General features: G+C 55.7%; 21 protein-coding genes. 5 read left to right on the top strand and 16 right to left on the bottom strand.

From position 1 onward, the window contains the following. Positions 1 to 200: 200 nt before the first annotated feature. A complete protein-coding gene (locus QCBJ_RS11920) occupies positions 201 to 1,238 on the top strand; it encodes a patatin-like phospholipase family protein (protein WP_012722961.1) in 1,038 nt (345 codons plus the stop codon). 114 nt (positions 1,239 to 1,352) lie between these two features. Here QCBJ_RS11920 and QCBJ_RS11925 read toward each other — a convergent pair whose 3' ends face one another. From QCBJ_RS11925 to kdpF, 6 genes are all read right to left on the bottom strand, one after another. After that, positions 1,353 to 2,042 carry a response regulator gene (locus tag QCBJ_RS11925; RefSeq protein ID WP_043204998.1) on the bottom strand — a complete coding sequence of 230 codons (690 nt, stop codon included), beginning with the start codon at positions 2,040 to 2,042 and terminating at the stop codon, positions 1,353 to 1,355. A 37-nt stretch (positions 2,043 to 2,079) separates the two neighbouring features. Then, on the bottom strand, positions 2,080 to 4,731 hold the full coding sequence (locus QCBJ_RS11930) for a sensor histidine kinase KdpD (protein WP_102060874.1): 2,652 nt from the start codon (positions 4,729 to 4,731) through the stop codon (positions 2,080 to 2,082). A gap of 123 nt (positions 4,732 to 4,854) precedes the next feature. Then, positions 4,855 to 5,400 carry a potassium-transporting ATPase subunit KdpC gene (gene kdpC, locus QCBJ_RS11935; RefSeq protein WP_043204996.1) on the bottom strand — a complete coding sequence of 182 codons (546 nt, stop codon included), beginning with the start codon at positions 5,398 to 5,400 and terminating at the stop codon, positions 4,855 to 4,857. A 138-nt stretch (positions 5,401 to 5,538) separates the two neighbouring features. Next, on the bottom strand, positions 5,539 to 7,596 hold the full coding sequence (kdpB, locus tag QCBJ_RS11940; protein WP_177410659.1) for a potassium-transporting ATPase subunit KdpB: 2,058 nt from the start codon (positions 7,594 to 7,596) through the stop codon (positions 5,539 to 5,541). A gap of 15 nt (positions 7,597 to 7,611) precedes the next feature. Further along, complete coding sequence (kdpA, locus tag QCBJ_RS11945; RefSeq protein WP_046035051.1) at positions 7,612 to 9,306, bottom strand: potassium-transporting ATPase subunit KdpA; 1,695 nt, start codon at positions 9,304 to 9,306, stop codon at positions 7,612 to 7,614. Between the two features lie 9 nt (positions 9,307 to 9,315). After that, on the bottom strand, positions 9,316 to 9,405 hold the full coding sequence (kdpF, locus tag QCBJ_RS11950) for a K(+)-transporting ATPase subunit F (RefSeq protein ID WP_003218754.1): 90 nt from the start codon (positions 9,403 to 9,405) through the stop codon (positions 9,316 to 9,318). A gap of 402 nt (positions 9,406 to 9,807) precedes the next feature. Here kdpF and eat point away from each other — a divergent pair, with 402 nt between their 5' ends. After that, positions 9,808 to 11,172: an ethanolamine permease gene (gene eat / locus QCBJ_RS11955; protein WP_010211919.1), complete on the top strand. Its 1,365-nt coding sequence runs from the start codon at positions 9,808 to 9,810 to the stop codon at positions 11,170 to 11,172. A 112-nt stretch (positions 11,173 to 11,284) separates the two neighbouring features. Continuing rightward, complete coding sequence (locus tag QCBJ_RS11960; protein WP_012722955.1) at positions 11,285 to 11,452, top strand: DUF2897 family protein; 168 nt, start codon at positions 11,285 to 11,287, stop codon at positions 11,450 to 11,452. A 9-nt stretch (positions 11,453 to 11,461) separates the two neighbouring features. Here QCBJ_RS11960 and QCBJ_RS11965 read toward each other — a convergent pair whose 3' ends face one another. Further along, positions 11,462 to 12,310, bottom strand: a complete 849-nt coding sequence (locus QCBJ_RS11965) for a DUF1989 domain-containing protein (RefSeq protein WP_102060875.1) — start codon at positions 12,308 to 12,310, stop codon at positions 11,462 to 11,464. Positions 12,311 to 12,324: 14 nt separating this feature from the next. Further along, positions 12,325 to 12,969 (bottom strand): GntR family transcriptional regulator, encoded by a 645-nt coding sequence (locus QCBJ_RS11970; RefSeq protein WP_102060876.1) that lies wholly within the window; start codon positions 12,967 to 12,969, stop codon positions 12,325 to 12,327. Positions 12,970 to 13,102: 133 nt separating this feature from the next. On the opposite strand from QCBJ_RS11970, the gene QCBJ_RS11975 reads away from it, so the two are divergent. Further along, on the top strand, positions 13,103 to 13,681 hold the full coding sequence (locus tag QCBJ_RS11975; protein ID WP_102060877.1) for a TetR/AcrR family transcriptional regulator: 579 nt from the start codon (positions 13,103 to 13,105) through the stop codon (positions 13,679 to 13,681). A gap of 19 nt (positions 13,682 to 13,700) precedes the next feature. On the opposite strand, the gene QCBJ_RS11980 is transcribed toward QCBJ_RS11975, so the two are convergent. Then, positions 13,701 to 14,033 (bottom strand): helix-hairpin-helix domain-containing protein, encoded by a 333-nt coding sequence (locus tag QCBJ_RS11980; RefSeq protein ID WP_102060878.1) that lies wholly within the window; start codon positions 14,031 to 14,033, stop codon positions 13,701 to 13,703. Positions 14,034 to 14,308: 275 nt separating this feature from the next. Further along, positions 14,309 to 14,464, bottom strand: a complete 156-nt coding sequence (locus tag QCBJ_RS30130; protein WP_158242097.1) for a hypothetical protein — start codon at positions 14,462 to 14,464, stop codon at positions 14,309 to 14,311. On the opposite strand from QCBJ_RS30130, the gene QCBJ_RS11985 reads away from it, so the two are divergent. Next, on the top strand, positions 14,454 to 15,803 hold the full coding sequence (locus tag QCBJ_RS11985; protein ID WP_102060879.1) for an O-antigen polymerase: 1,350 nt from the start codon (positions 14,454 to 14,456) through the stop codon (positions 15,801 to 15,803). The genes QCBJ_RS30130 and QCBJ_RS11985 overlap by 11 nt on opposite strands. Before the next feature lie 135 nt (positions 15,804 to 15,938). Here the strand turns inward: QCBJ_RS11985 and QCBJ_RS11990 are convergent, their stop codons facing one another. From QCBJ_RS11990 to QCBJ_RS12015, 6 genes are all read right to left on the bottom strand, one after another. Next, the gene (locus QCBJ_RS11990; protein WP_102060880.1) at positions 15,939 to 17,933 is read right to left on the bottom strand and encodes a nucleoside-diphosphate sugar epimerase/dehydratase; all 1,995 of its coding nucleotides are present in this window, start codon (positions 17,931 to 17,933) and stop codon (positions 15,939 to 15,941) included. 74 nt (positions 17,934 to 18,007) lie between these two features. Continuing rightward, entirely contained in the window at positions 18,008 to 19,183 is a 1,176-nt protein-coding gene (locus tag QCBJ_RS11995; RefSeq protein WP_102060881.1) for a DegT/DnrJ/EryC1/StrS aminotransferase family protein, read from the bottom strand. Positions 19,184 to 19,500: 317 nt separating this feature from the next. Beyond that, positions 19,501 to 20,094, bottom strand: a complete 594-nt coding sequence (locus QCBJ_RS30190; protein ID WP_102060882.1) for a sugar transferase — start codon at positions 20,092 to 20,094, stop codon at positions 19,501 to 19,503. A gap of 3 nt (positions 20,095 to 20,097) precedes the next feature. After that, entirely contained in the window at positions 20,098 to 21,309 is a 1,212-nt protein-coding gene (locus tag QCBJ_RS12005; RefSeq protein ID WP_102060883.1) for a glycosyltransferase family 4 protein, read from the bottom strand. Continuing rightward, entirely contained in the window at positions 21,306 to 23,054 is a 1,749-nt protein-coding gene (locus tag QCBJ_RS12010; RefSeq protein ID WP_256581499.1) for a heparinase II/III-family protein, read from the bottom strand. The genes QCBJ_RS12005 and QCBJ_RS12010 overlap by 4 nt, the downstream gene beginning before the upstream one ends. A gap of 80 nt (positions 23,055 to 23,134) precedes the next feature. Further along, positions 23,135 to 25,270 carry a bi-domain-containing oxidoreductase gene (locus tag QCBJ_RS12015; RefSeq protein WP_102060885.1) on the bottom strand — a complete coding sequence of 712 codons (2,136 nt, stop codon included), beginning with the start codon at positions 25,268 to 25,270 and terminating at the stop codon, positions 23,135 to 23,137. Between the last annotated feature and the right edge of the window lie 11 nt (positions 25,271 to 25,281).

Raw genomic sequence — 25,281 nt, forward strand, 5'->3', positions numbered from 1 at the left:
GTAGACGTTGCCTACATGGAAAAGTGCCTGTCCTTAGCCTGAAATCGATAGTACCTACATAGCCGAGCAATAGCCGAGCAATACCAGAGCATACCCGAGCACTGCGGCTATCCTGGAAAAATATTGCAGGCCCCGCGAAGATTGAAGCCGCCCCCTCAATGGGTGCATTGTGGGCACCTGCCTTGGGGAGGACATGGACCATGAATAAACGTGTTGCCTTGGTGCTGGGCTCCGGCGGGGCCCGGGGCTACGCGCATATCGGCGTGATCGAGGAAATCGAACGGCGTGGCTATGACATTGCTTGTATCGCCGGGTGTTCCATGGGGGCAGTCGTCGGCGGGATCTACGCCGCCGGCAAACTGGATGAATATCGGAACTGGATTGAAAGCCTCGACTACCTCGACGTGCTGCGCCTGGTCGACGTGAGTTTTCGCTTGGGGGCCATTCGTGGCGAGAAAGTCTTCGGGCAGATCCGCAAGATCGTCGGCGAGATCAATATCGAAGAGCTGCGCATCCCCTACACCGCCGTCGCCACCGACCTCACCAACCAGCAGGAGATCTGGTTCCAGGAAGGCTGCCTGCACCAGGCCATGCGCGCCTCGGCGGCGATTCCCAGCCTGTTTACTCCGGTGATGCAAGGCAATCGCATGCTGGTCGACGGCGGCTTGCTCAACCCTCTGCCCATCGTGCCGGTGGTGTCGAGCCACTGTGACTTGATCATCGCGGTCAACCTTAACGCCACCAACCAGAAGCACTACCAGTTGCCGGTGATCCAGCGCCCGCCAGCGTTCAAGAGTCGCTTCAACAACTTGGCGAAATCACTCGGTTCGCACTTGCCGTTTCGCCGCAAGCAGGCCGAACAACTGATGAAGCTGGAGCAGGAAGCATTGGAGGCCCAGGCGGCGGAGATCAACCCGTGGCTGGAGTCTGCCGAGCCCGAGTCCCAGCAACCCGCCGCCGCGCCGGAAAAGCCCGGCGCCCCCAAGTCGGCGACCGGTTCGTTCATCATCGATAACGTCGGCCCGGCGTCGCTGCTCGACCTGATCAACCAGAGTTTCGAGGTGATGCAGACGTCACTGGCGCAGTACAAGATTGCCGGTTATCCGCCGGATGTGTTGATTAACGTGCCAAAGCGCGTGTGTCGGTTTTTCGAGTTCTACAAGGCGCCGGAGTTGATCGCGCTGGGCCGGGAGATTGCCAGTGACACGTTGGATCGCTATGAGAGTGAGCAGCGCTGAGATCGTTGGTGATGCTGATGGCCCCATCGCAGGCAAGCCAGCTCCCACATTTGGAATGCATTTCCCTGTGGGAGCTGGCTTGCCTGCGATGACGCCAGAGCAAGCACCAACGATCTACCCGCCTAACAACCGATACCCCACCCCCGCCTCAGTCACGATAAACCTTGGCTGGGTCGGGTCATCCGCCAGTTTCTGCCGCAGATGCCCCACCACAATGCGCAAGTAATGGCTGTCTTCGGTATGGGTCGGCCCCCAGATATCCTTGAGTAACTGTTGCTGGGTAATCACCCGCCCCGGATGCCGTGCCAGTTGCGCCAGCACCGCATATTCCTTGCGGGTCAACGCCACTTCCGCCCCGTCCAGCAGCACCCGGCGATAGGCCAGGTCCACCGTCAACGGGCCAAAACTCAAGGCCGCTTCCTGCGCTTCACCGGCCGGGGCCTGACGCAGCAACGCGCGCACACGGGCGAGAAACTCCTGGATGCCGAAGGGTTTGGTCACATAGTCATTGGCACCGCTGTCGAGGGCCTCGACCTTCTGCCCTTCGCTGGCCCGTACCGACAGCACCAGCACCGGCACCGTCGACCATTCGCGGAATTCGCGCAGCACCTGCTGGCCGTCCATGTCCGGCAGGCCAAGGTCGAGCACCAGCAAGTCCGGCTTGCTCAGCGCCGCCTGGGCCAGGCCTTCGGTGCCGGTGCCGGCCTCGATCACTTTGTAGCCCTGGGAGGCCAGGCTGATGCGCAGGAATTTGCGGATCTGCGGTTCGTCATCAATGACCAAAATCGTCGCGGTCTGGCTCATGGTGTCCAATCAAAATCCGTGGAGAAAGCAGGGTAGCTCATGCCTCGCGCTCCAGGCCAGGCTGTGTCGGCAAGGGCAGGAACAAGGTGATGCAGGTGCCGCGCCCGTCGATACCGTCGGCCACGCTGATATGCCCACCGTGAGCACCGACCATGCCTTGGCAGATCGCCAGGCCCAGGCCTGTGCCCTGCCCGCCTCGATCACCGCGAGCGGCGGTGTAGAACATGTCAAAGATCTTTGCGCGCTCGTCTTCGGGAATGCCGGGGCCCTCATCAGCCACGGCGAAAAACAGCTGGTTATCCAACACCCCGGCACTCAGTTGCAAGCGGCCTTGCGGCGGTGAAAAGCGTGCGGCGTTTTCCAGCACATTCACCAGGGCCTGCTCGATCAACGCGGCATGCACATACAACAACGGCAGCTCCGGCGGCACATCGGCACTCACCTGCAACGGCGCCAATACCGCCCGCAAACGACCGAGGGCGCTGCCGACGATATCGCCCGGCGAGACCCAATCCCGCGCCAGTTTCAATGCACCGTGGCCAAGGCGTGTCATGTCCAGCAAGTTCTGGATATAGCGATCCAGGCGCTCGGCCTCATCGCGGGTGCCCTCGAGCAATTCGCGGCGATCCTCCAGGGGAATGGCCTCACCGAGTGCCAGCAGGCTGTCGATGCTGCCGCGCATGGAGGTCAGCGGCGTGCGCAAATCATGGGACACCGAAGCCAGCAACGCACTGCGCAGTTGTTCGGTTTCGCCATGCAGCCGAGCGGACTCAAGCTCCTGGGCCAGTTGCGCCCGCGCCAGTGCCTGGGCCAGCGGTTGGCTCAAGGCGGTCAGCAAGCGACGGCGTTGACCGCTCAATTCCAGACCGGGCTTGGGACTGACCCCCAGCAACCCCAGCGGGCCCTCTTCGCCCGACAGCGGCCACCACCACCAACGCCCGAACGGCAACGTGCCGGTGCCCATGCCCGCCGGTTGATCGTGCTGCCAGGCCCAGTCGGCGGCGGCGCGCTCGGCTTCGGTCAGCGTCAGCGGGCCCCCGGTCTCGATCGCCCAGCCGCCCTGGCCGTCGCGGTTGACCAGGCACAGGTCGAGGTCGCTCCAGCCTTCCAAATGATGCGCCGCCGCGCTGATCACTGCCTGGCGATCGGTAGCGGCGGTGAGTTTGCGTGACAGGTCCAGCAGTTCGCTGGTTTCTTCCTGGGTATCGCGCAGCGCCTGCAACTGGCGGCGTTGGCGCGCAGCCAGGTTGCCCGTCAGCGCCGCCATCAACAGAAAGAACAACAGGGTCAGCACGTCTTCTTCGCGCTGGATGGCGAAGGAAAAATTCGGTGGGATAAACAGGAAGTCGTAGGTCATGAACGACAACCCCGCACACACCAAAGACGGCCCCAGGCTGCTGCGCACCGCCACCAGCAATACCGCGGCCAGGAACACCAGCGAGATATTCGGCAACGGCAACACGCTGGACACCGCCCAAGCCACTGCCGCCGCAACCACCGTCGCCACGACCGCCAGTGCGTAGTCGAACCACACCAGCCCGCGCACCTCCGGCAAACGGGGCGACGCGGGCATGTCGTCGCTGTCGAGGATGTTGATTTCCAGACCCCGCGCATGACGCAGCAAGCGCGCGGCCAGGCCACCCCCGAATAACCGACGCCGCCAACGCATCCGCGATTGCCCCACCAGCAACAAGCTGGCACGGCGTTCGGCGGCATGCTGGATCAGCGTCTTGGCCACCTCCCCCGCCCGCAGCAACACCACCTCACCGCCCAGGCGTTCGGCCAGTTGCTGGGCATTCTGCAGCCGTAGCCTCGACTGTTCATCCCGCGCCCGGCCGTTGTCGATATGCACCAGGCTCCACGGCAAATGGCGGCGCTGGGCAACGCGGCTGGCATGGCGCACCAGGCGTTCAGCCTGCGCGTCGCCATCCACCCCCACCAGCAAGCGCCCGCGCACTGCCGGCGCGGACTGGCCCAGTTGGCGATAACCCTGGGCCAGATCGTCATCGACGTGGGCGGCGGCGGTTTGCATCGCCAACTCGCGCAGGGCCATCAGGTTGGTCTGGGTGAAAAACGCATCGATGGCCGCGCGGGCCTGTTCCGGCACGTAGACCTTGCCATCGCGCAAGCGCTCCAGCAATTCGCGGGATGGCAGGTCGATCAGCAGCAGTTCGTCGGCCTCTTGCAGCACCCAGTCCGGCAAGGTTTCGCGCACCTGCACGCCGGTGATACCGCGCACTTGGTCGTTGAGGCTTTCCAAGTGCTGGACGTTGACCGTGGTAAACACGTTGATGCCGGCGGCAAGCAATTCCTGGATGTCTTGCCAGCGTTTTTCGTGGCGACTGCCGGGGGCGTTGCTGTGGGCCAGTTCGTCCACCAACACCAGCCTGGGCTTGGCGGCGAGCAGGCCGTCGAGGTCCATTTCTTCGAGCATCACGCCGCGGTATTCGCTGCGCAGCAAGGGTTGCTGTGGCAGGCCGCTGAGCAACGCTTCGGTCTCGGCGCGACCATGGGTTTCGACCACGCCGGCAACCAACCGCACGCCTTGGCGCAACTGCGTGTGCGCGGCCTGGAGCATCGCGTAGGTCTTGCCCACCCCCGGCGCAGCGCCGAGGAAAACTTTGAGCCGGCCACGGCCGTCCCGGGGCAGATCGGCTAACAGGGCGTCGGCGCGGCCGGAGTCGCTCATGCTCGGGTTCCTTCAGATGTTTATTGGTTGCACCTCAGGCCGCCATCGCGGGCAAGCCCACTCCCACACTTGGAATGCATTCCCCTGTGGGAGCTGGCTTGCCTGCGATGCCGGAGCCACTGTCTACAACTTTTCCAGGGCCATATTCAGCGCCAGCACATTCACCACCGGCGGGCCCACCAACGGGCTTTCGATGTGTTCATCCAGCAACCGCTGCAGGGTCGACACCGGCACATTCCGCGCCGCCGCCACCCGCGCCAGTTGATAGGCAATCGCCTGGGGTGGCAAGTGTGGATCAAGACCGCTGCCAGAGGTAGTCAGCGATACCAAGGGCACCGGCCCCTGGCTCGGCACTAACTGTTTGCTTGCGTCATCGAAGATACGCGTCGCCAGCGCCGGGTTGCTTGGGCCGAGGTTACTGGCGCTGCTGGAAACCGTCGCAAAAGCACCGGCAGACGGACGCGGGTGGAACCAGCCGTCGCCGGTAAAGTCCTGGGCGATCAGGCTGGAACCGCGCACTTTGCCGCTGGCGTCGCGTACCAGACTGCCATTGGCCTGGTCCGGGAAAGCCACTTGGGCGACGCCGGTCACCACCAATGGGTAGGCGACGCCAGTGATCAGGGTCATGAGCACCAGCAGGCTCAGGGCCGGGCGGACAATGTTGGACATATTCAAATCCTCAATTCAGTCGAGAAACCCCTGTGGCGAGGGAGCTAGCTCCCGTTCGGCTGCGTAGCAGCCGCAGAGCTTGGGACCGCTGCGCGGTCCAACGGGAGCAAGCTCCCTCGCCACACAAGAAGGGTTCGGTTACACCAGGTGCAGCGCAGTCAGCAGCATGTCGATCGCCTTGATGCCCACGAACGGCACCAGAATCCCGCCCAGCCCGTAGATCAACAGGTTGCGCCGCAGCAACGCCGCCGCACTCGCCGCCTGCACACGCACACCGCGCAGCGCCAACGGAATCAGCACCACAATGATCAAGGCGTTAAACACGATGGCGGAGAGAATCGCGCTCTGCGGGCTCTGCAAGTGCATCACGTTGAGCACGCCGAGTTGCGGGTAGATCGAGGCGAACAACGCCGGCAGGATCGCGAAGTACTTGGCCACGTCGTTGGCGATGGAGAAGGTGGTCAGCGCGCCACGGGTCACCAGCAATTCCTTGCCGATCTGCACCACGTCCAGCAGCTTGGTCGGGTCGCTGTCGAGGTCGACCATGTTGGCGGCTTCGCGAGCGGCCTGAGTGCCGTCATTCATGGCCATGCCGACGTCCGCCTGGGCCAGCGCCGGGGCGTCATTGGCGCCGTCACCGCACATCGCCACCAGGCGACCGTCGTTCTGTTCATGGCGAATGCGCGCGAGTTTTTTCTCCGGCGTGGCTTCGGCCAGCACATCATCCACGCCCGCTTCGGCCGCAATCGCGGCAGCGGTCAGCGGGTTGTCGCCGGTGACCATCACGGTGCGGATGCCCAGTTTGCGCAGTTCAGCGAAGCGCTCACGAATGCCGGGCTTGACCACGTCCTTCAGGTGGATCGCGCCGAGCAACTTGCCATCGGCACACACCAGCAACGGGGTGCCGCCGCTTTGGGCGATCTTGTCGATTTCCCGCGACAGCGCGGGCTGCAGGTCGCGACGTTGTAGACCGATGAACGCCAACAGCGAATCCACCGCGCCTTTGCGAAATACGCGGCCCTGATAATCGACACCGGACAACCGCGTTTCGGCACTGAACGGCACGGCCGTCAGCTCGTCCGCAGTCGGCTCGGCCTGAGGGTGCAAGGCGCGCAGGTATTCGACGATGGACTTACCTTCCGCCGTGTCATCCGCCAGCGAGGCAAACAACGCGCCTTCGGCCACTTCCTTGCCACTGACGCCAGGCGCCGCGACCACCGCCGCGCAGCGACGGTTACCAAAGGTGATGGTGCCGGTCTTGTCCAGCAGCAACACATGCACGTCGCCCGCCGCTTCCACGGCACGCCCGGACTTGGCGATGACATTGAGGCGCACCAGACGGTCCATGCCGGCGATACCGATGGCCGACAACAAGCCGCCGATGGTGGTAGGAATCAGCGTCACCAGCAGTGCGACCAGGAACACCAGCGGCAAGCTGCCATTGGCGAAGTGGGCGAACGGTTGCAGGGTCACCACCACCAACAGGAAGATCAGGGTCAGGCCGATCAGCAGGATATCCAGCGCGACTTCGTTGGGGGTTTTCTGGCGTTTAGCGCCTTCCACCAAGGCGATCATGCGGTCGAGTGTGGACTCGCCGGGGTTGGCGGTGATGCGGATCAGCAGCCAATCCGAGACCAGGCGGGTGTTGCCGGTGACGGCCGAACGGTCGCCGCCGGACTCGCGGATCACCGGTGCGGACTCCCCGGTGATCGCCGCTTCGTTGACCGCCGCAATACCTTCGATGACTTCGCCGTCACCGGGGATCATTTCCCCGGCGGCGACGCGCACCACATCGCCTTTGCGCAGGCTGGTGGCCGGCACGACCTTGAAGCTGCCATCCGCCTCCTTGCGGCGTGCGCTCAGGCCTTCGCTACCCGCCTTGAGGCTGTCGGCACGTGCTTTGCCACGCCCTTCGGCCAAGGCTTCGGCGAAGTTGGCGAAGAGCACGGTGAACCACAACCACACGGCAATCTGCACCGCGACGAACGTCGGCACGGCGGTGTCGGGCACGAAGCACAGCACGGTGGTGAGGATGGCGGTCAGCTCGACCACCAGCATCACCGGCGAGCGTTGCAGTTGACGCGGGTCCAGCTTGACGAACGCCTGGACCAGCGCCGGGCGCCACAGGGCTGAAATGGCGGTTTTGGCGGGCTCCTGGGTTTTGACCGGGGCCGCGTTTTTTGCAGGCATATTCATTTTCATATCCCTTTACTAGAAGCCCATGCTCAAGTGTTCAGCGATGGGGCCTAACGCCAGCGTTGGCAGGAAAGTCAGGCCGCCCACCAGCAAAATGGTCACGGTCAACAGGGTCACGAACAGCGGGCCGTGGGTCGGGAAGCTGTTCTGGCCAATCGGTGCGGTCTTCTTCATCGCCAGGCTGCCGGCCAGGGCCAGTACCGGAAGGATGTAGCCGAAGCGGCCGATCAACATGCCCAGGCCCAGCATCAGGTTGTGGAACGGCGTGTTGGCGCTGAAACCGCCGAATGCCGAGCCGTTGTTGGCACTGGCCGAGGTGTAGGCGTAGAGCAACTGGCTGAAACCGTGGGGGCCAGGGTTACTGATGGCGCCGGCCGGGCCGGGCAGGCTCGCGGCAATGGCGCCGAGCACCAGCACGCCAACCGGCATCACCAAGAGGGTCACGACCAGCAATTGCACTTCCTTGGCCTGTAGCTTTTTGCCCAGGTATTCAGGGGTGCGGCCGATCATCAGGCCGGCGAGGAACACCGCAATCAACACGTTGAGCAACATGCCGTACATGCCGGCGCCGACGCCGCCGAAGATCACTTCGCCGACCATCATGTTGACCAGCGCAACCATGCCGCTGAGGGGGTTGAGGCTGTCCTGCATGCCGTTGACCGAACCGTTGGACGCCGCCGTCGTCGTCACCGACCACAGCACCGTACCGGTGGTGCCGAAGCGGGCTTCCTTGCCTTCCAGCGGCGCGGTTTGCTCCACGGCCGGATTATTCAGGGTCGGATTGGGCTGGTATTCGGCCCACAACGAGGTCGCGCCGCCGATCAGGAACAGCGCCAGCATGCAGCCGAGGATCGCGCGGCTCTGACGCAGGTCTTTGACGTAGTGGCCGAAGGTGAACACCAGCGCCACCGGGATCAGAATGATGGCCGCCAACTCAAACAGGTTGGCCCAGGCCGTCGGGTCTTCAAACGGGTGTGCCGAGTTGACACCGAAGAAGCCGCCGCCGTTGGTGCCCAATTGCTTGATCGCAATCTGGCTCGCCGCCGGGCCCAGGGGAATCACTTGATCCACGCCTTGCATTGTCACGGCGTCAACGTAGTGAGCGAAGGTCTGCGGCACGCCCTGCCACACTAGGAACAACGCCAGCACCAGGCACAACGGCAGCAGGCCGTAGAGCGTGGCGCGGGTCATATCGACCCAGAAGTTGCCCAGCGTCTTGGTGGATTTGCGACCGATCCCACGGCAAAGCGCGACCAAGACCGCCAGACCGGTCGCCGCGCTGACGAAGTTCTGCACCGTCAGGCCGGCCATCTGGCTGAGGTAACTCAGGGATGCCTCACCGCTGTAGGACTGCCAGTTGGTGTTGGTCATGAAACTGACCGCGGTGTTGAAGGCCAGGGTCCACTCCTGCCCCGGCAATTTCTGCGGGTTCAGTGGGAGGTAGTCCTGGAACAGCAGGATCGCGAACAACAGCAAAAAGCCCGCGAGGTTGAACGCGAGCAAGGCCAGCATGTATTTCTGCCAGCTTTGTTCTTGCTGCTCATCCACGCCCGACAGGCGATAACAGGCACGTTCCACCGGGCCCAATACCGGCGTGAGCCAGGTGCGCTGCCCCTCCATCACCTTGTAATAGAACCGCCCCAGGAACGGTGCCGGCACAAGTACCACGGCGAAGAAGGCGATGATCAGCCAATAGTCATAACTGTGCATAGCCCGCTCCTAGTTCCGATCCGCGCGTAACAGCGCAACCAGCAGATAAATGAACAGCGCCACGGCCAATAGCAGTGACACCCCGTCCAGAACGCTCATGGAAGTCTCTCCGTTTAGCGGCGAGTGCCGCGTGTAGGGCAATTGTCGGCAGGAGTGGTGTAAAGGAACGAGAGCGAGGGTGTGGGTGGGGCGTAAAGACGGCGTAAAGAGTGGGTTTATACGCAGGTTACAGAGAGATTTGTGGTGATTGGGAAGGCCTCATCGGGGGCAAGCCCCCTCCCACATTTTGACCGGTGTACGCAGGCCAAGTGTGGGAGGGGGCTTGCCCCCGATGAGGCCCGCACAGCCACTCCCGCACTTATCTGGTGCGATACCGGACATGTTCAAACGCCAAACCATCCCCAGCGCGACAGTTGCGCAGCTTTACGACAATGATTCCCAGCCTGGCATGTCCGCTGCAACACCTTGAATCATTCCAACCGGTTCAGGGAGAGCAACACAATGAACACACAACTCAAACCCACCTTGGGCACCCTGCACTTATGGGGTATTGCGGTCGGGCTGGTGATTTCCGGGGAATATTTCGGCTGGAGCTATGGCTGGGGCGTCGCCGGGACCTTGGGCTTCCTGGTGACCTCATTGATGGTCGCCGCAATGTACACCTGCTTTATCTTCAGCTTCACCGAACTGACCACCGCCATTCCTCACGCAGGCGGGCCTTTTGCCTACAGCCGTCGTGCCTTTGGCGAGAAAGGTGGCTTAATCGCCGGGCTCGCGACATTGATCGAATTCGTCTTTGCCCCCCCCGCCATCGCCTTGGCCATCGGCGCCTACCTGAATGTGCAGTTTCCAGCACTGGACCCGAAACACGCCGCCGTCGGCGCCTATATCGTCTTCATGGGCCTCAACATCCTCGGCGTGAAACTGGCCGCCACCTTCGAACTGGTGGTGTGCGTGCTCGCCGTCGCTGAACTGCTGGTGTTTATGGGCGTGGTCGCGCCTGCCTTCAGCTTCAGCAACTTCGCCCTGAACGGCTGGGCCGGCTCTGATACCTTCGGCGCCCCGGCGATTGCCGGGATGTTTGCCGCGATTCCTTTCGCCATCTGGTTCTTCCTCGCCATCGAAGGTGCGGCCATGGCGGCCGAAGAAGCGAAAGATCCGAAGCGCACCATTCCAAAAGCCTACATCAGCGGCATCCTGACCCTGGTGATCCTGGCCATGGGCGTGATGTTCTTCGCCGGCGGCGTGGGCGACTGGCGCACCCTGTCGAACATCAACGACCCGCTGCCACAAGCCATGAAAACCGTGGTCGGCGACAGCTCCGGCTGGTTGCACATGCTGGTGTGGATCGGCTTGTTTGGCCTGGTAGCGAGCTTCCACGGCATCATCCTGGGTTACTCGCGCCAGTTCTTCGCCCTGGCCCGCGCCGGGTACCTGCCTTCTTTCCTAGCCAAACTGTCGCGTTTTCAGACACCGCACCGCGCAATCATCGCCGGTGGCGTGGTCGGCATCGCAGCAATCTACAGCGACGGCCTGATCAACCTGGGCGGCATGACGTTGACCGCCGCGATGATCACCATGGCGGTATTCGGCGCCATCGTGATGTACATCATGAGCATGCTCAGCCTGTTCAAACTGCGTAAGACCGAACCGCTGCTGGAACGCACCTTCCGCGCACCGGGTTACCCCATCGTGCCGGGCATCGCGCTGGTGCTGGCGGTGGTGTGCCTGGTGGCCATGGCCTGGTTCAATGCACTGATCGGGCTGATCTTCCTGGGCTTTATGGTCGTGGGGTTCGCCTACTTCCAGATGACCGCGCAAGACCGCGCCGATGCACCGGCGGATGCGATGTTGACCGGGCTCTGATCTACTTAGAGGCAGAACGGGCCTACACTGAACTAGTAAGAAAGCCCGTCACTCAAAGCAGTTATTCCCGTGGGAAAACTCTCCCACGGCAATCTGCCTCAAGGAGAGCCTTATGCCGTGGTATGCATGGTTGATATTAGTGGTCGCCATCGGGTCGATCGTCGGTGGACTGATGATGCTGCGTGACAGCGCCAACAAAGTGGAACTCACCGACGAACAACGCAAGCGCGTGGCCGAGCGAAACGCCCAGGCGGACGCCAAGGATGCGCAGGATCGCTGAACCTTGGGGTTACTCCCAAGCCGCCTTGGCAATATGCAAACCGTGCTGCCCCTTGTAGGCAGCACGCTCAGGCTGGCTCCAGCCCTTCAGCAGCTCATCCTCCAGCTTATAGATCTCAACCCCCAGCGGGCGGCACACCGTCAGCGGATCCTGTGCATCCGGCCCCCACATCGGCAACGACAGATCCCCGCCCGGGCACGTCGACAGCGCGCACAACACATCAATTTCGGCAAAAAACTCCAAGTAGTCGCCCTTTTGTGCCGGGCAGGCTTTCATGAAGTACATATCGTCGTGATTGAGGCCCGTGCACTGGAAAATATTCAGCACGTCATGCACGTCGAATTCCGTCAGGCCGTGGGGTAAAACCGCGCGCGTCAGGTTCGAGTGGCAATGGTGATGGAAGTCTTCACCGGTGAGCATGCGGTTCACATAGGGATCGCAACGGGTACCGAGTAAATCGTGCAGGCGACCGCCGTGCTCATCGATACTGTAACCGGCCAGGCTGTCGTCGGTGATCGTCACCAACGGCCGCAGAAAGGGCAGGTTCGACCACAAGCGGTCATGGGTGCTGACATGCGCGCCTTGCAACTGGCGCGTACGCGCCGCCCACAAACGCTCACGTGGGTCATTGGCGTTCCACACATTGAAGTCACCCACCTGTGGCCCCACCGGCGTGGTGACCCGGAACACATGCCCGGCCGGCACCTTCCACGCCCTGCCCGTGCGAATCGGTACCTCGAAGCTTTCAACGAGCGTGCGCTGGTCAGCCCGATCACGGATACGCTCGTAGAACGCCGTATCCACCTGCAACGCCGATCCTTTGCTGACCTGGTAAGCGGCCGGATAGTCTTTGTACATGGTGCAATCCTCAATCAGGTGTGGTTGAACAAGGCCAACGACAGGCGTTCCGAATCATCCAGGTACAGGCTCATCGCCTCCCCTGCAGCTGGTTTATCCTGCTGGACCAATAACGTGTAAATCTCGCGATCACGCTCCAACCAGGGCGACTGGAAGCGTTGCTCGTCGGGCGCAGCGCAAAACACCAGGCGTAGCTGGGCGATCACCTGGGCAAAAAACTCATCGAACAAGGGACTGCGCATCAAGCTGACGATTTGTTGGTGAAACACCAGGCTGTGAGTCGCGACCGCACGCCAGTCTTCGCGCTCACGGGCCAGGGTGGTGGCGTCAATGGCGTTTTGCATACGCGCGGATTGATCCTCAGCCAGAGGACCGCTTTGGGCGATGGCCTGCAACTCCAGGGTGCGACGGACCACAAACAAATCACGCACTTCCTCTCGTGCCAGCCGACGGACCATGACGCCCTTGTTGCGCACATAACGGGTCAGCCCTTCCTGGCCCAGCCGGTGCAGCGCTTCGCGGATCGTGTTGCGCGAAGCGTTGTAGGCTTTTACCAGCTCCACTTCGACCAACGGCATGCCCGGCAACAGCCGCCCGCCGATAATGTCGTCACGAAGCTCCAGCGCAATCTGGTCGGCTAAAGACAAGCTGAGCGTCATGGTTACCTCACGATTGTTGAACAATCCTCTACAGACAGGTAATCACTTTTCATGCCAATTCCACCGCCTAGGCCGTGTGTGTGTGAAACGCTTCGAGTGGGTTAACCTTGACGCCTGTCACCGAGGCCGCCCTATGCGTTATTCATCCGACCATAAAGCCCAGACCCACCAACGCATCATCAAGGAAGCCTCCGTACGCTTTCGCCGCGACGGAATCGGTGCCACCGGCTTGCAGCCGCTGATGAGGGCGCTGGACCTGACGCACGGCGGGTTCTACGCGCATTTCAAATCCAAGGGCGAGCTGGTGGAAAAGGCGCTGCTGGCCGCAGCTGCCGAGTTGGATGCCCATTGCGAAATGCTCTTCAGCCAGGAACGGCCACTGGAAGGGTTTATTGATAGCTACCTGTCGGCGTGGCACCTGAACTCGCCGGCTGAAGGCTGCCCATTGCCGACCATGTCTTCGGAGCTAGGGCTGAGAGGCCAGCAAAGTGCGACGACAGATGCGGTGCTCGACGCTCGGATCCAGCAGATTGAAACCGCCCTGGGCGATAGAAAGACCGATGCACAAGGCCTGGTGATGATGTCAACGCTGGTAGGTGCTTTGGTGCTGGCGCGAAGTGTTAAAGACAAGGCACTGGCGCGACGAATCATGGACGTGGTGCGGGCCAGCGTGAAAACCCAGGTTTCAGAAACTGAAAAAGCCGGTCAGTGACCGGCCTCCCCTTATTGGCTTAGTTGATTACAAGCCTGCCGCGGTTCTTCTCTAGCAAAGCCTTGCCAATCCCCTTCACTTCCAACAACTCATCCACCGCCGTGAACGGACCATTGCTTTCGCGGTAGGCAATGATCGCCTTGGCTTTGGCAGCACCAATGCCGAACAAGTCGCGACGCAGGGTTTCGGCGTCGGCAGCGTTCAAATTGACCTTCGCAGACTGCTCAGCCATGGACATCTGGGCGGTGATAGGAGTGGCTGCGTCGGCCTTGATGGACGGGGCTGCGGTGGTGGTGACGGAGAGAGTGGTGAGGAAAGCGAAGATTAGGGAGGTGAGGTAGGTGTTTTGCATTGTGACGCTCCATGACATGCGTAAGAGAAAAGCAGCTTTTCCGAAGCTGCTTTTCCACGTTAGGCGATGTTTGAAGGGAGTCAAATATGGGCGAGTAACAGAGTGTGTTGTAGAATAAACGTCGAGCGAAAATTGACAATTAAAAACGAATGCAAGAACATAAATCTCAACAATGCAAGTAGTGGCACTTCAGCATTAGGCCTAGCACGTATTGGCGGGAATATGCATATCCGCACTGGGAAATCACGCTAATCGACGCACAACCCAAAAAACAATCACAGTTTTGGCCACCTCAATTCAACCGGCCTGTGACGAGCAAAATCTAAAGCCTTAAAAATCTCTACACCAACACCTGACATCAACTCGAAAAACACTTCAACAATACCGTTTAAAAAATATAAATCATCGTCAGGAGCAGAAATGGAAACCATAGACTTACTCAACAAATTATTCTCAATATTCGTTAGCCTGGGCATTCTTTTTTATTCACTAGCACTAAAAAGGCACACACAGTCCTGGACGACTCCTGCGGTATTATTTTCACTATTCTGGTTTTTTTTCACATTCTGCCCTCTTGTAATTATGTTTACAGTCCCCGTTAGCGTATGGGGCACACTATTTATAGCATCTTGCGTCTTCTTATTTGGAGCGCCCACATTTCTGACTTCGCACAAAAAAGCACTTGCAATGAACCTGAAAAACAAGCGCAGCGTTCAAAACATCTACAGTGGAACATTCATATCTATAATGTTCTTTAGCATGCAATCGTCCGTTGTAATCTGCATTGCGTTAAACATAAGCATACAAGGTATATCGATAGCTGAATTCATTAGCGAACCACTTGCTACCGCCAAGAAATATTTGGACCTGCGCTACTCGGGCGGGATCGAACATAACGTATTTGCTCAAATCGGCGTCGTCCTAAACTATACCGGAGCAGCGTTAGGGGGGCTTATACTGGAGTCAAAAAAACGAAAACTAAGAATCCTAATTTTTAGTTTCTTACCATCAGTCTTATATATGGTAATGTACGCTGACAAGGGTACACTTTTTCTTTGTGCTGCAATTTTTTATTCAGGAATCATTATCACACGGCTTAATCATTTCGATACATCCCTAACAAACTCCAAGACCACTAGAACCGTCATTTATTTAACCATAACGTTATTACCAATTTTAATCTTCTCCTTCTTAGCTCGAAGCTCCGACACAACCAGCACAAGCGAAATTATTGACAAACTAGTTTACTATATATGCTCCTATGCATTTGCCCACCTTTATGCATTTTCTGACTGGCTCGATTTTTATATATACGGCGTGGCCAGTCAGACCTATGCTCCTGTAACTGACCCCACATTGGGGTTTTCGACATTTATGGCAATTTTTCGACTTTTCGGAGATAACACGGTAGTCCCTGATGGATACTATGATGAATATTTTAGATACAGAGACATAATACAAAGCAATATTTACACTATCTACAGAGGCCTGATTCAGGACTTCGGCATTATAGGCTCGGGAGTGTATATGCTGCTCAGCGGATCACTTTTCAATATTTGTTATATTTTCTTATTGAAGCGAAGAAAACCAGTATTTTCTGTGGCACTTTTCATATGCATGGGGGGTTACATATACACTTCATTCATTATTAGCATCATGATATGGAATAGCATATTTGCATTATTCTTCATGCTGAGCGCCATACTGGCAATTGACAAGCTTATAGTTAAATCACAAAATGGCAGAGCCAATATAAAACACTTCTCCTAAACGAGCCAATCTCACTAGAGACTGTTAAATCCAGTGACAGATTGGCTCCTTTAAAACCTTAACACCGTCTCTGCTTATCGAAAAACTACTAGCTGAGATGGTTATAGCTTTTCCACAATTGATGACTCGACGTACTCAAGAGTCCAAACGGTGCTGCTGGTAGAACCAATCTACTATCTCACCGTCGGGTGAATAACCACTCACTGACTCCCTTAACAACTGTCTCACTCGACTATAATCGTCAGCCAACACTGCCGCGTTGAGCTGCTCAAGTTTCTCTTTTAAGTGATCCCATGGAATATAATCTTCCGTAGCGCTCATGATCATAGGGTGGTCGGTCGCAGCAACATTTTCACCGATCAACAATTCTTCGTATAATTTCTCTCCGGGTCGCAAGCCTGTAAATTCAATAGCAACATCCCCATGGGGATTTGAGTCGGAACGGACACTCATTCCAGAGAGATGGATCATTTTATTGGCCAGCTCCGCGATTTTTACTGGCTCCCCCATATCCAATACGAATACATCGCCCCCAACGCCCATTGAGCCTGCCTGAATGACGAGTTGGGCTGCCTCAGGGATAGTCATGAAATAACGTGTAATTTTTGGGTGAGTTACGGTTACCGGGCCGCCGGACTTAATCTGCTTATGGAATAGAGGAATAACGGAGCCGGACGACCCAAGGACATTGCCAAACCTAACCATTGTAAAACGCGTTTTATTGATCGTAGAAATGCTATCGCCATTGCCGTAGAGCACAGGAGCCTTCTCTCGACTTAATGCCTGCAAAACCAACTCAGCAAGACGCTTCGTACTACCCATCACATTGGTAGGCCTTACTGCTTTATCAGTAGAAATTAATACGAAATTTGAAACACCCGCCGAGAGTGCAGCCTGTGCAGTATGTAATGTACCATTGACATTATTGATCACACCTTCAGCAATATTGTGCTCGACCATGGGTACGTGTTTATAGGCTGCCGCGTGATAGACCGTATCAATGCTCCACGATTTAAAAATATCATAGAGTTTATCCTGATTGCGCACGGAACCAAGAATAGGTAATAACTTAATAGGCAGAGATTCCCGCTTTATACGTTGCTCCAACTCGGAAAAAATAGTATACAAATTAAACTCACTGTGTTCAAAGAGCAATAACACCGTAGGTTTTAATTGAATAATCTGCCTACACAGTTCTGAGCCTATTGAACCTCCTGCACCCGTAACGAGTACGTTCATGCCTTTAATACAATGTTTAAGCAACCCTTCTTGTGCGGGAACGGCATCTCTTCCGAGCAGGTCAGCTATATCCACTTCCTGAATATCATCAACCTTGACTCTCCCACTGGCGAGATCCATAAAACCGGGGACGCTTCTTACGTGGAGAGGAAAAGATTCTAAATAATCTAGGACTTCACGTCGGCGCGCACGTGTGGATGAAGGTATCGCTAGTAATATTTCTTGAGCGCCCGTTAGTTCAACCATGCGCAAAATGCTCTTAGGCGTAAAGACCTGCAAGCCAGCGATTACACTATTAGTGATTGAAGGGTCATCATCAATAAACGCTACTGGACGCATCAACCTACCCATACGTAGAGCGGCGACCAACTGGTTACCTGCGGCCCCAGCCCCATAGATAGCTACTTTAGGGATACCGACATCTCGAGTAGCAAAAGGCACATGTTGAGATGCTGAAAACCAGTCGCCCAAGAAATATTGACGCATGGCGAGCCTCAAGCCGCCTATCATAACGAGGCTCAACCACCAATAGTTGAACATGATGGAACGAGGAATAACACCCTGATGACTGCCGACACAATAGATTATAAAACCCAACACTAAAGATGAAAGTGTAACCGCTTTGATAATTGCAATAAGAGCATCATTACCAAAATACCGCATCACTGCGCGATACATGCCAAATTTTACAAAAAGAGGGAGCGCTACAGCTGGCGCACTGATAAAGAGCCACAGATGCTCGTGAAGAGGGTTAATCAAATCATCAACGCCGAGACGGACAACAAACGACATCCACAACGCCAACCAAACAAGCAGCACATCTGCCAGCAGCTGGAATGCTCGTTTTTTCCTGCGCGGTAGGTTCAACAAAAAATTGCGTATCTTATCCATTTAACCCATATCCCTTTCCAGCATTGACTCCACTCTCATCCGAGCAATCATATGAAAAACACCTGCATTCAGTATTAACGGCTTGCCTCAAGCATTACCTCTGTTAATGCCTCACATGTCTTTCGCATATTCGATTCAGTCAGTGTCGGGTGTACTAGAAACATTAAACTACATTCGCCTAACTCTTTGGCAATGGGCAGACGAACCGATGGTCTAAACGACGTATTATCGAATGCCTTTTCCAAATATACTTCTGAGCAAGAACCAGAAAAACAAGGGACCTCCAACTCCACGAGCGATGAAATAATCCTATCGCGGTTCCATCCCTCTTTTAAAAACTGCGGTTCTACAAAGACATAACACTTGTACGCGGCATGAGTACAATCCGCAGGCACTTTTGGAACCCGCAATGCTTTGAACGATTCGGCACAACTCCAGATTTTACGCGCATTCGCCACCCGGACCTCGCTCCAAGTTGTCATCTTCTTCAGTTGCAGTCTTCCCAGCACCGCTTGTACTTCCAGCATTCTCCAGTTCGTACCGAAGCTGGCATGCAACCAGCGAAAGCCCGGAGGGTGCTGATGCTCGTACACTGTTTTCCAGTCTTTGCCATGATCCTTATACGCCCACATCGACGCCCAGAGGTCGGGGTCATCAGTTGTTACCATCCCTCCTTCGCCGCCCGTGGTCATCACCTTATCCTGACAGAAAGACCACGCACCAATATGCCCAATACTCCCCACTGCTCGCCCTTTATAGCGCGCACCATGAGCTTGGGCACAATCCTCTATGACTTTGAGCCCGTGTTCGGCAGCCAGTTGCATGATCGGATCCATGTCACAGGGCCAACCGGCTAGGTGGACGCAAATGATCGCCTTGGTGCGTGAGCTAATAGCGGAGGCGATCCCATCGGCGGTAATATTTTGGGAGTCTCGATCAACGTCTACGAAAACCGGGGTAGCCCCTGCAAGCACAACACTTGATACCGAGGCAAGAAAAGTGCGCGACGTAACGATGACTTCGTCACCATCACCGACTGACAAAGCGTGCAAAGCAAGATCCAGTGCGACGGTACCATTTGCAACAGCAACGGCGTGACGGGTGCCACACCAAGCGGCAAATTCTTGCTCAAAACCGCGACATTCTTCACCCGTCCAGTAATTAACTCTATTGGACAATATAACGTCACGCACTGCGTTCGCTTCATCTTCAGTGAAAGATGGCCATGGAGAAAAAGGTGTATTGAGCATTTGAATAATCTCTGGGCAATATTTGAAGAGGCCGTGGTCGAGCGTCCGACTCAGACTATTGGGTTTTGGCCCTTCCGTAGAAAGGGGCGGCCCCTGCAGTACGTTGTGATGATATGAAGTGCCGAAGTCGCTGAGAGATTAACATCATTCTGGGGCAACCTCTCCCCCACCAGGAGTCCGACACAACAATTTAAGCGACAACGACCACACCGCTAGGGGCTCGTCTGCTTGCTGCAGCGCACGCAGGAGCGCGTAAGCTGATGCTTTGGATAGGAGTCATATCGCCAATGGACGACCTGACCGTTTTGTCTAATCACCTATTTGTTACCTGTGAATTTGCTCATGGTTGCTTCACCAGAGGCGCTTACGCCTTCGCGAGTAAGCACCCTCTTCACGGTAGCGAGAATTATCTTCAAGTCCAGCAGAAAAGAACGATTGTTGATATACCAAATATCTAACTTGAACTTTTCTTCCCAACTCAACGCGTTTCGCCCGTTGACTTGAGCCCAACCCGTCACCCCAGGCTTTACCTCATGACGCCGAAACTGTTCCTTTGAATACAAAGGCAGATACTCCATCAGGAGAGGTCTCGGTCCCACAAGGCTCATCTCACCTCTCAAGACATTTATCAACTCTGGCAATTCGTCCAGACTACTCGATCGAAGAAATGCACCGTAAGACGTCATTCTCTGGGCATCGGGCAATGGTGTGCCGTCCGGATGAAACGCATCGAGCATCGTGCGAAACTTGACCATTTCAAACGGTTTTCCATTGAGGCCTGGCCTTGTCTGGCGAAAAAGTACCGGTGAACCTAGCTTTTTGCGGATACGCCAAGCAGTAAATGCAATTACGGGAGAAAGAACGAGCAACCCGAGGGCTGACACAACGATATCAAATAAGCGCTTTAGCATTTTTTATGTTCCTTCGATCCAATCTGCAAACTGATTAGAAAGCAATGCTCGATCAAATTTTTCACGGGCTAATTTTTGCGCATTACATCCCATCTCTATCAACAAGTCTCTACTGTCTGCAGCTGACTCTAAAGCATCCGCAAACGCTGAAGAATCATTAGGTGGAACCACGTAACCGCAGTTATTTTGCTCTATCATACCCGCCAGCCATCCTGGGTAATTATTCAAAACAGGAAGACCCGCAGCGATATAATCGAAAAACTTATTCGGTGATGTTCCATAATAGAACGCGGGCACATTGGCTAATATCTGGAGACCTAAGTCAGTGCTGGCCATCAAACCGGATAGTTTTTCCTTGTTAACCGGTTCATGAAATACAACGTTTTCCAGCCCTTCTTTAAGAACCCTTTCCTGCAGCATTGGCTTCAGTTTTCCTTGGCCGATTAAAAGAAATTTAATATCTACGCGATCGCGGCGTTTCAACTCCTTCGCCGCATCTAAGACCGAATCGAGGCCATTTGCTAGTCCGTGCGTGCCAGCAAACAGTGCTAGACAATCGGTCTCGGCAATATCCGCAGGCCTCCAGGGCAGCACAGCCTCGCTGAAAATATCAAGGTCACAACCATTAGGTATCAGCGCGATACGAGAGGGGTCCACTCCACGATGAACAATACCCTCAACAATTCCTGGCGAAAGACCTATTATTCGATGCGCTGATCGATAACTAGCCCACTCAAGAAAAGAAAGCGCGCCAAGCAAAAAAGGACTGCGAATTACGCCCATTGCCTTTGGCAATTCCGGCCAAAGATCACGAACCTCAAAAACAAACTTCTTGCCCCTTAACCAACGAGCAAAAATACCAGGGATCCCGGCAGTCAATGGTGTGGTTGTAGCAAAGATCAGATCATAAGGCTCGACCAACGCGATCTTTATACTCGATAGCGCAAACTGCAAGAAAGTGGTGGCACGCCTTAATAGTCCGTCGCTATTGGAGTACGCAAGGTCCAATTCAATAATATTTATTCCATCGACCGTTCCACGGCGAATTCGATTTACAAAAGTACTTTTCAACCCGGTATCGCCACCACCGTAACTGCCACAAACAATAGTTACGTCATGACCTCGAGCAATGAGTCGGCGGGCCATTTCATAAGAGCGAATACCAACTGCCCCCTTGGGGGTGGAAAAATGTTGGTGGAAATAAATAATCTTCATAGACCCCAGCGGTACTCCGTAGTGAAAGATCCTGGCTGAGTAACTTCCAGCTCAAGAATCGGGGATTTTACCTTTTCCAGGTAATAGCGGGACTCCCAGCCCTCAACAATTTCTAAACGCTCAATTGCAACAGATGCACTGACTGAAATGCGGTGATCTCCGTTTGTAAAAGAACAGCCCTCATTCCACCAGACTCCGGGCGCCAAGCGCCAGCGAAGGACAGCCGAGGTCTTAAAGCCACTGACTTCATCGACGACTTTGAGATGATCAGCGTTCAGCTCTACCGATCTTAGATGAGTTGCCTTTTCACCATCTTTATACCCCGCGGAAAAGCTGACACTTCCATGCGTGGTTTCTAACGGTCGCAGCGAATGGGTCTTCAGCCATCTGCCGAAAAGGAAACGACTTATCCTAGGCATCTGGTCACGCCCATCAAACTGCACTGTATTATGAGCATGCGTGCCCGGAAAATACTCCTGCCACGGCGCATTGGTATTGTAGGAATAGCTGCCAGCGTCACGGAGCAGATTAGTCCCTCCAAGCCATAAGTCCACATGCAACGCATCAGCCTGGCTGGGCCGGAAGCGAAACCGTGGGTAACGCATCACTGCCATTGCCTCACCCGCCAGAAGCACGGCAAAACCACCATCATCGAAGGTTCTACTCTGCGGGATAGTCGCCTCCTGCTCGGCCTCTTCCAGGCCAAGCCAGCGTAACTGATAATCCCATACCCCAGACGGATAGGCCCTCAACCCCTGAAACAGACAACTGGCCATCTGCACTGTCGGTCTGAAATCGCGGTAATCCGTTTCTGTCAAAGGAAGCAAACGCGCGCCATCGTTGGCGCCAAGATTGGGAGCATCGCCATTTTCACCTCGCGTCATCGTGCGCAACCACTCCGAGGCCAGAGCAGTACGCGAGTACCATGCACGTGAAAACGCTGCATCGTTAGTACGACGTCGCCAAACCTCAACCATACAAAAAGTATCAAGCAATACGCGGTGATAGGTCACAGAATACTGACTAAAACTACCATCGCGCCCTATCAATCTGGATGCACGATTTTCTAGCCAACGACGTCCTAGGCGCTGCCATTTCGCACCGTTCTCTACCCCGAAGCGAGCCAACAAGCTGCCTCCAATATAAAGGGCAGCAGCCTCGGAAGTACCATGGTTATTGTCTTGAGCGATCGCGTAGCTGAGGGTTGGCGCAATCCGATTCAAATGTAACTTGACCAACTCAAGAAGAGTTTGGGATACACCTGCCGGCGAGTCAATAATGACAATAGCCATTGCCAGGTGCATGACACGGATTGATGCCTCCTGACCACACTTCCAGTTAGCGCCACAATAAGGAGGATTTTTTTCACACCAATCTGCTAACCATATGTTCAGCCTTTCCAGGAGTGCGAGGTCGCCGTGTTTGACTCTCTGCGCAAAAGACAAAACCCAGTCAAAACGTGAAGCGTCCCATATTAGCTTTACATCACCGACAAGAGGGTCAAAATCAGGAATTTGCCACCAGTTACGCTCCATACCTTGCATGACTTCGCCAGTGAGCGGATTTTGGTGCCAATTAGGCGGCACCTCCCTCAACGGATAAGATAGATGGCCGAACAAGAGCCCCTTTTCAAGCCAACTATCGCTGGAAATCAAATTTCTGGAAAACGCACTGGGGGGCAAAAAAAATTCCCCTTTGGGTATTTTACCTTTGAGCCTGAAGATGGGGTTCAGATTCAGCTTCAAGCCCAATCGGTATATCAACACCCGAAACAGATTCGCCGCCCCCAGGGACCAAGCAGTCAATGGCTTAACAAAAAACCTTGTCATTGAGCGCGCAGTATTTCAGCAATTTCGATAGTCACTTGAGCGACCTCAAAAATCTCGTCAGCAGGAATGGCTGGCTGGCCACGCTTTATGCCTCCTATGAACTGAGCTGCACATTGGTGCTGCCCCTTATCCTGCTTCCACAAATTAAGCTTCTTGAACCCAGGCCAACCGTAGCCCTTGAGCTTACGGAAGTTATCCAACTGAAGCACTCTACCGGCAACGAATACTTCCACTCGCTCCTTCGGGAAACTAGACGCACCGTTAGCCGTATAGATAATCGTACCGAAGGAGCCATCTTCGAACCCCAAGGTAATTGAAGCTCTGTCTTCCACAATATCAATACCCGGGGCATTTCCCATTCGACGAGCTTGAAGAGAGACGATCTTGCTCCCCGCCAGAAAGCGCATCAAATCAACAAAATGGCACGCCTCACCAATAATCCGGCCGCCACCTACTGCATTGTCTTGGGTCCAGTGGCTAGACGGAATCGCGCCGGCATTCATCGTCAACAGAAAGGTCTTGGGTTCCTTTGTGGATTCAAGAAGCGCCTTCATCTTGACCACTTGTGGTGAGAACCGACGATTAAATCCAACCATCAACTGAGGAGCGGTGCCATCACCCCGGGACGCTGAATAAGCCTGTCGCACTTGATCGAGTTCGGCGTGGGATATGGCCAGAGGCTTTTCTACAAAGACATGTTTGCCAGCAGCCAAAGACTCTGAAACAAACCGCGCATGGCTATCGTGACGAGTAACGATCGCAACCGTATTGATTTGCGCGTCTGCAAGAGCGGCGTCAAAATCAGTAGATGCTTTGGCAAATCCGCTCTTTTTTCCGTGGACCGTTCCGCTAATACCACCTGCAGTCACGATCGTATGGAATTGAGCACCGGCAGCTTTGAAGGCGGGTATCAGAACGCGAGAAGCATAATTGCCCGCCCCTATAAATGCCATCACAGGGGACTGCGTGGTGAACACAGCGGTATCGTTCAGAGCAACCTCTTTAATACCACGTACGGAGACGTCCGAGGTGTAATCCAGAACGATGCCAAGGCCTGACCTGTCATCGGTCAGCGCCTGATAAGCTTCAGAAGCCTGTTCGAAGGCAAAACGATGCGTGATGAGCGGCTTAACATTAAGCTGACCAGATGCAAGCATATCGAGTACCGCTTCAAAGTTGCGCTGCTCCGTCCAACGCACAAAGCCGATAGGATAATCTTGGCCCTTCTCCTCGTAGGCCGTGTCATAACGGCCGGGACCGTAAGAGCAAGAAACTTGGAATGTCAGTTCTTTCTCATAAAAATCTGCGCGGTTTAGCTCTAGGCCAGTAACTCCGACCATAACAATACGTCCGCGTTTGCGGGACATCCTGGCGGCATGAGTAACCGGATCGCTGACTTTGGTAGACGCCGTGATAATGACCCCGTCCACGCCTTGGCCTCGGCTGAACGCCATTCCAGCGGCTACCGGATCTTCGCCTTTACTAGGGTTGCATGTCACCGCTCCAAACTGCCGAGCGAGTTCAAGCTTTGACTCGTCGAAATCAACCGCCAGGACCCGGCAACCATGAGCACGTAAAAGCTGAACTGTTAAAAGGCCAATCAGTCCTGCACCAGTCACAACAAACGACTCGCCCAATGTCGGTTTGGCCAGTCGAATACCTTGTAGGCCGATGCTCGCCACCACGACAAACGCTGCGTCAGCATCCGAAACTTCGTCCGGAATCAGTGCGCAGAGATTTTTCGGTACTTTCACCACATCAGCATGAGCACCATTGGAAACAACTCGGTCTCCTACCTTGAAGCCTTCGACATCGGAACCAAGCTCAGCAACAACACCGACATTGCTGTAACCGAGGGCAAGCGGTTGCGACAGCTTGGACTGCACAGCATCGATAGTCGTCATCAATCCGTCGGTACGGACCTTTTCCAACACCATTTTTACCTTATCCGGCTGCTGGCGTGCCTTTTCCAGATAGGACGCTTTACCAAACCCCACCAGCATACGCTCGGTGCCAGCAGAGATTAGGGAAACACGGGTGTTGATAACAATACTTCCACGAGACGCCCGAGGCGCAGGGGCTTCAGCAATACTGGTACCGCCTTTAGCCATATCTTGCAAAATCTGCTTCATAAATCACCGAA

This window comes from Pseudomonas sp. QC2 (genome assembly GCF_002859085.1).
GTDB lineage: Bacteria > Pseudomonadota > Gammaproteobacteria > Pseudomonadales > Pseudomonadaceae > Aquipseudomonas > Aquipseudomonas petroselini.

Coding starts and splice junctions, on each gene's coding strand:
- QCBJ_RS11920 (WP_012722961.1), top strand. CDS start 201: ATGAATAAACGTGTTGCCTTGGTGCTGGGCTCCGGCGGGGCCCGGGGC.
- QCBJ_RS11925 (WP_043204998.1), bottom strand. CDS start 2,042: ATGAGCCAGACCGCGACGATTTTGGTCATTGATGACGAACCGCAGATC.
- QCBJ_RS11930 (WP_102060874.1), bottom strand. CDS start 4,731: ATGAGCGACTCCGGCCGCGCCGACGCCCTGTTAGCCGATCTGCCCCGG.
- kdpC (WP_043204996.1), bottom strand. CDS start 5,400: ATGTCCAACATTGTCCGCCCGGCCCTGAGCCTGCTGGTGCTCATGACC.
- kdpB (WP_177410659.1), bottom strand. CDS start 7,596: ATGAATATGCCTGCAAAAAACGCGGCCCCGGTCAAAACCCAGGAGCCC.
- kdpA (WP_046035051.1), bottom strand. CDS start 9,306: ATGCACAGTTATGACTATTGGCTGATCATCGCCTTCTTCGCCGTGGTA.
- kdpF (WP_003218754.1), bottom strand. CDS start 9,405: ATGAGCGTTCTGGACGGGGTGTCACTGCTATTGGCCGTGGCGCTGTTC.
- eat (WP_010211919.1), top strand. CDS start 9,808: ATGAACACACAACTCAAACCCACCTTGGGCACCCTGCACTTATGGGGT.
- QCBJ_RS11960 (WP_012722955.1), top strand. CDS start 11,285: ATGCCGTGGTATGCATGGTTGATATTAGTGGTCGCCATCGGGTCGATC.
- QCBJ_RS11965 (WP_102060875.1), bottom strand. CDS start 12,310: ATGTACAAAGACTATCCGGCCGCTTACCAGGTCAGCAAAGGATCGGCG.
- QCBJ_RS11970 (WP_102060876.1), bottom strand. CDS start 12,969: ATGACGCTCAGCTTGTCTTTAGCCGACCAGATTGCGCTGGAGCTTCGT.
- QCBJ_RS11975 (WP_102060877.1), top strand. CDS start 13,103: ATGCGTTATTCATCCGACCATAAAGCCCAGACCCACCAACGCATCATC.
- QCBJ_RS11980 (WP_102060878.1), bottom strand. CDS start 14,033: ATGCAAAACACCTACCTCACCTCCCTAATCTTCGCTTTCCTCACCACT.
- QCBJ_RS11985 (WP_102060879.1), top strand. CDS start 14,454: ATGGAAACCATAGACTTACTCAACAAATTATTCTCAATATTCGTTAGC.
- QCBJ_RS30130 (WP_158242097.1), bottom strand. CDS start 14,464: ATGGTTTCCATTTCTGCTCCTGACGATGATTTATATTTTTTAAACGGT.
- QCBJ_RS11990 (WP_102060880.1), bottom strand. CDS start 17,933: ATGGATAAGATACGCAATTTTTTGTTGAACCTACCGCGCAGGAAAAAA.
- QCBJ_RS11995 (WP_102060881.1), bottom strand. CDS start 19,183: ATGCTCAATACACCTTTTTCTCCATGGCCATCTTTCACTGAAGATGAA.
- QCBJ_RS30190 (WP_102060882.1), bottom strand. CDS start 20,094: ATGCTAAAGCGCTTATTTGATATCGTTGTGTCAGCCCTCGGGTTGCTC.
- QCBJ_RS12005 (WP_102060883.1), bottom strand. CDS start 21,309: ATGAAGATTATTTATTTCCACCAACATTTTTCCACCCCCAAGGGGGCA.
- QCBJ_RS12015 (WP_102060885.1), bottom strand. CDS start 25,270: ATGAAGCAGATTTTGCAAGATATGGCTAAAGGCGGTACCAGTATTGCT.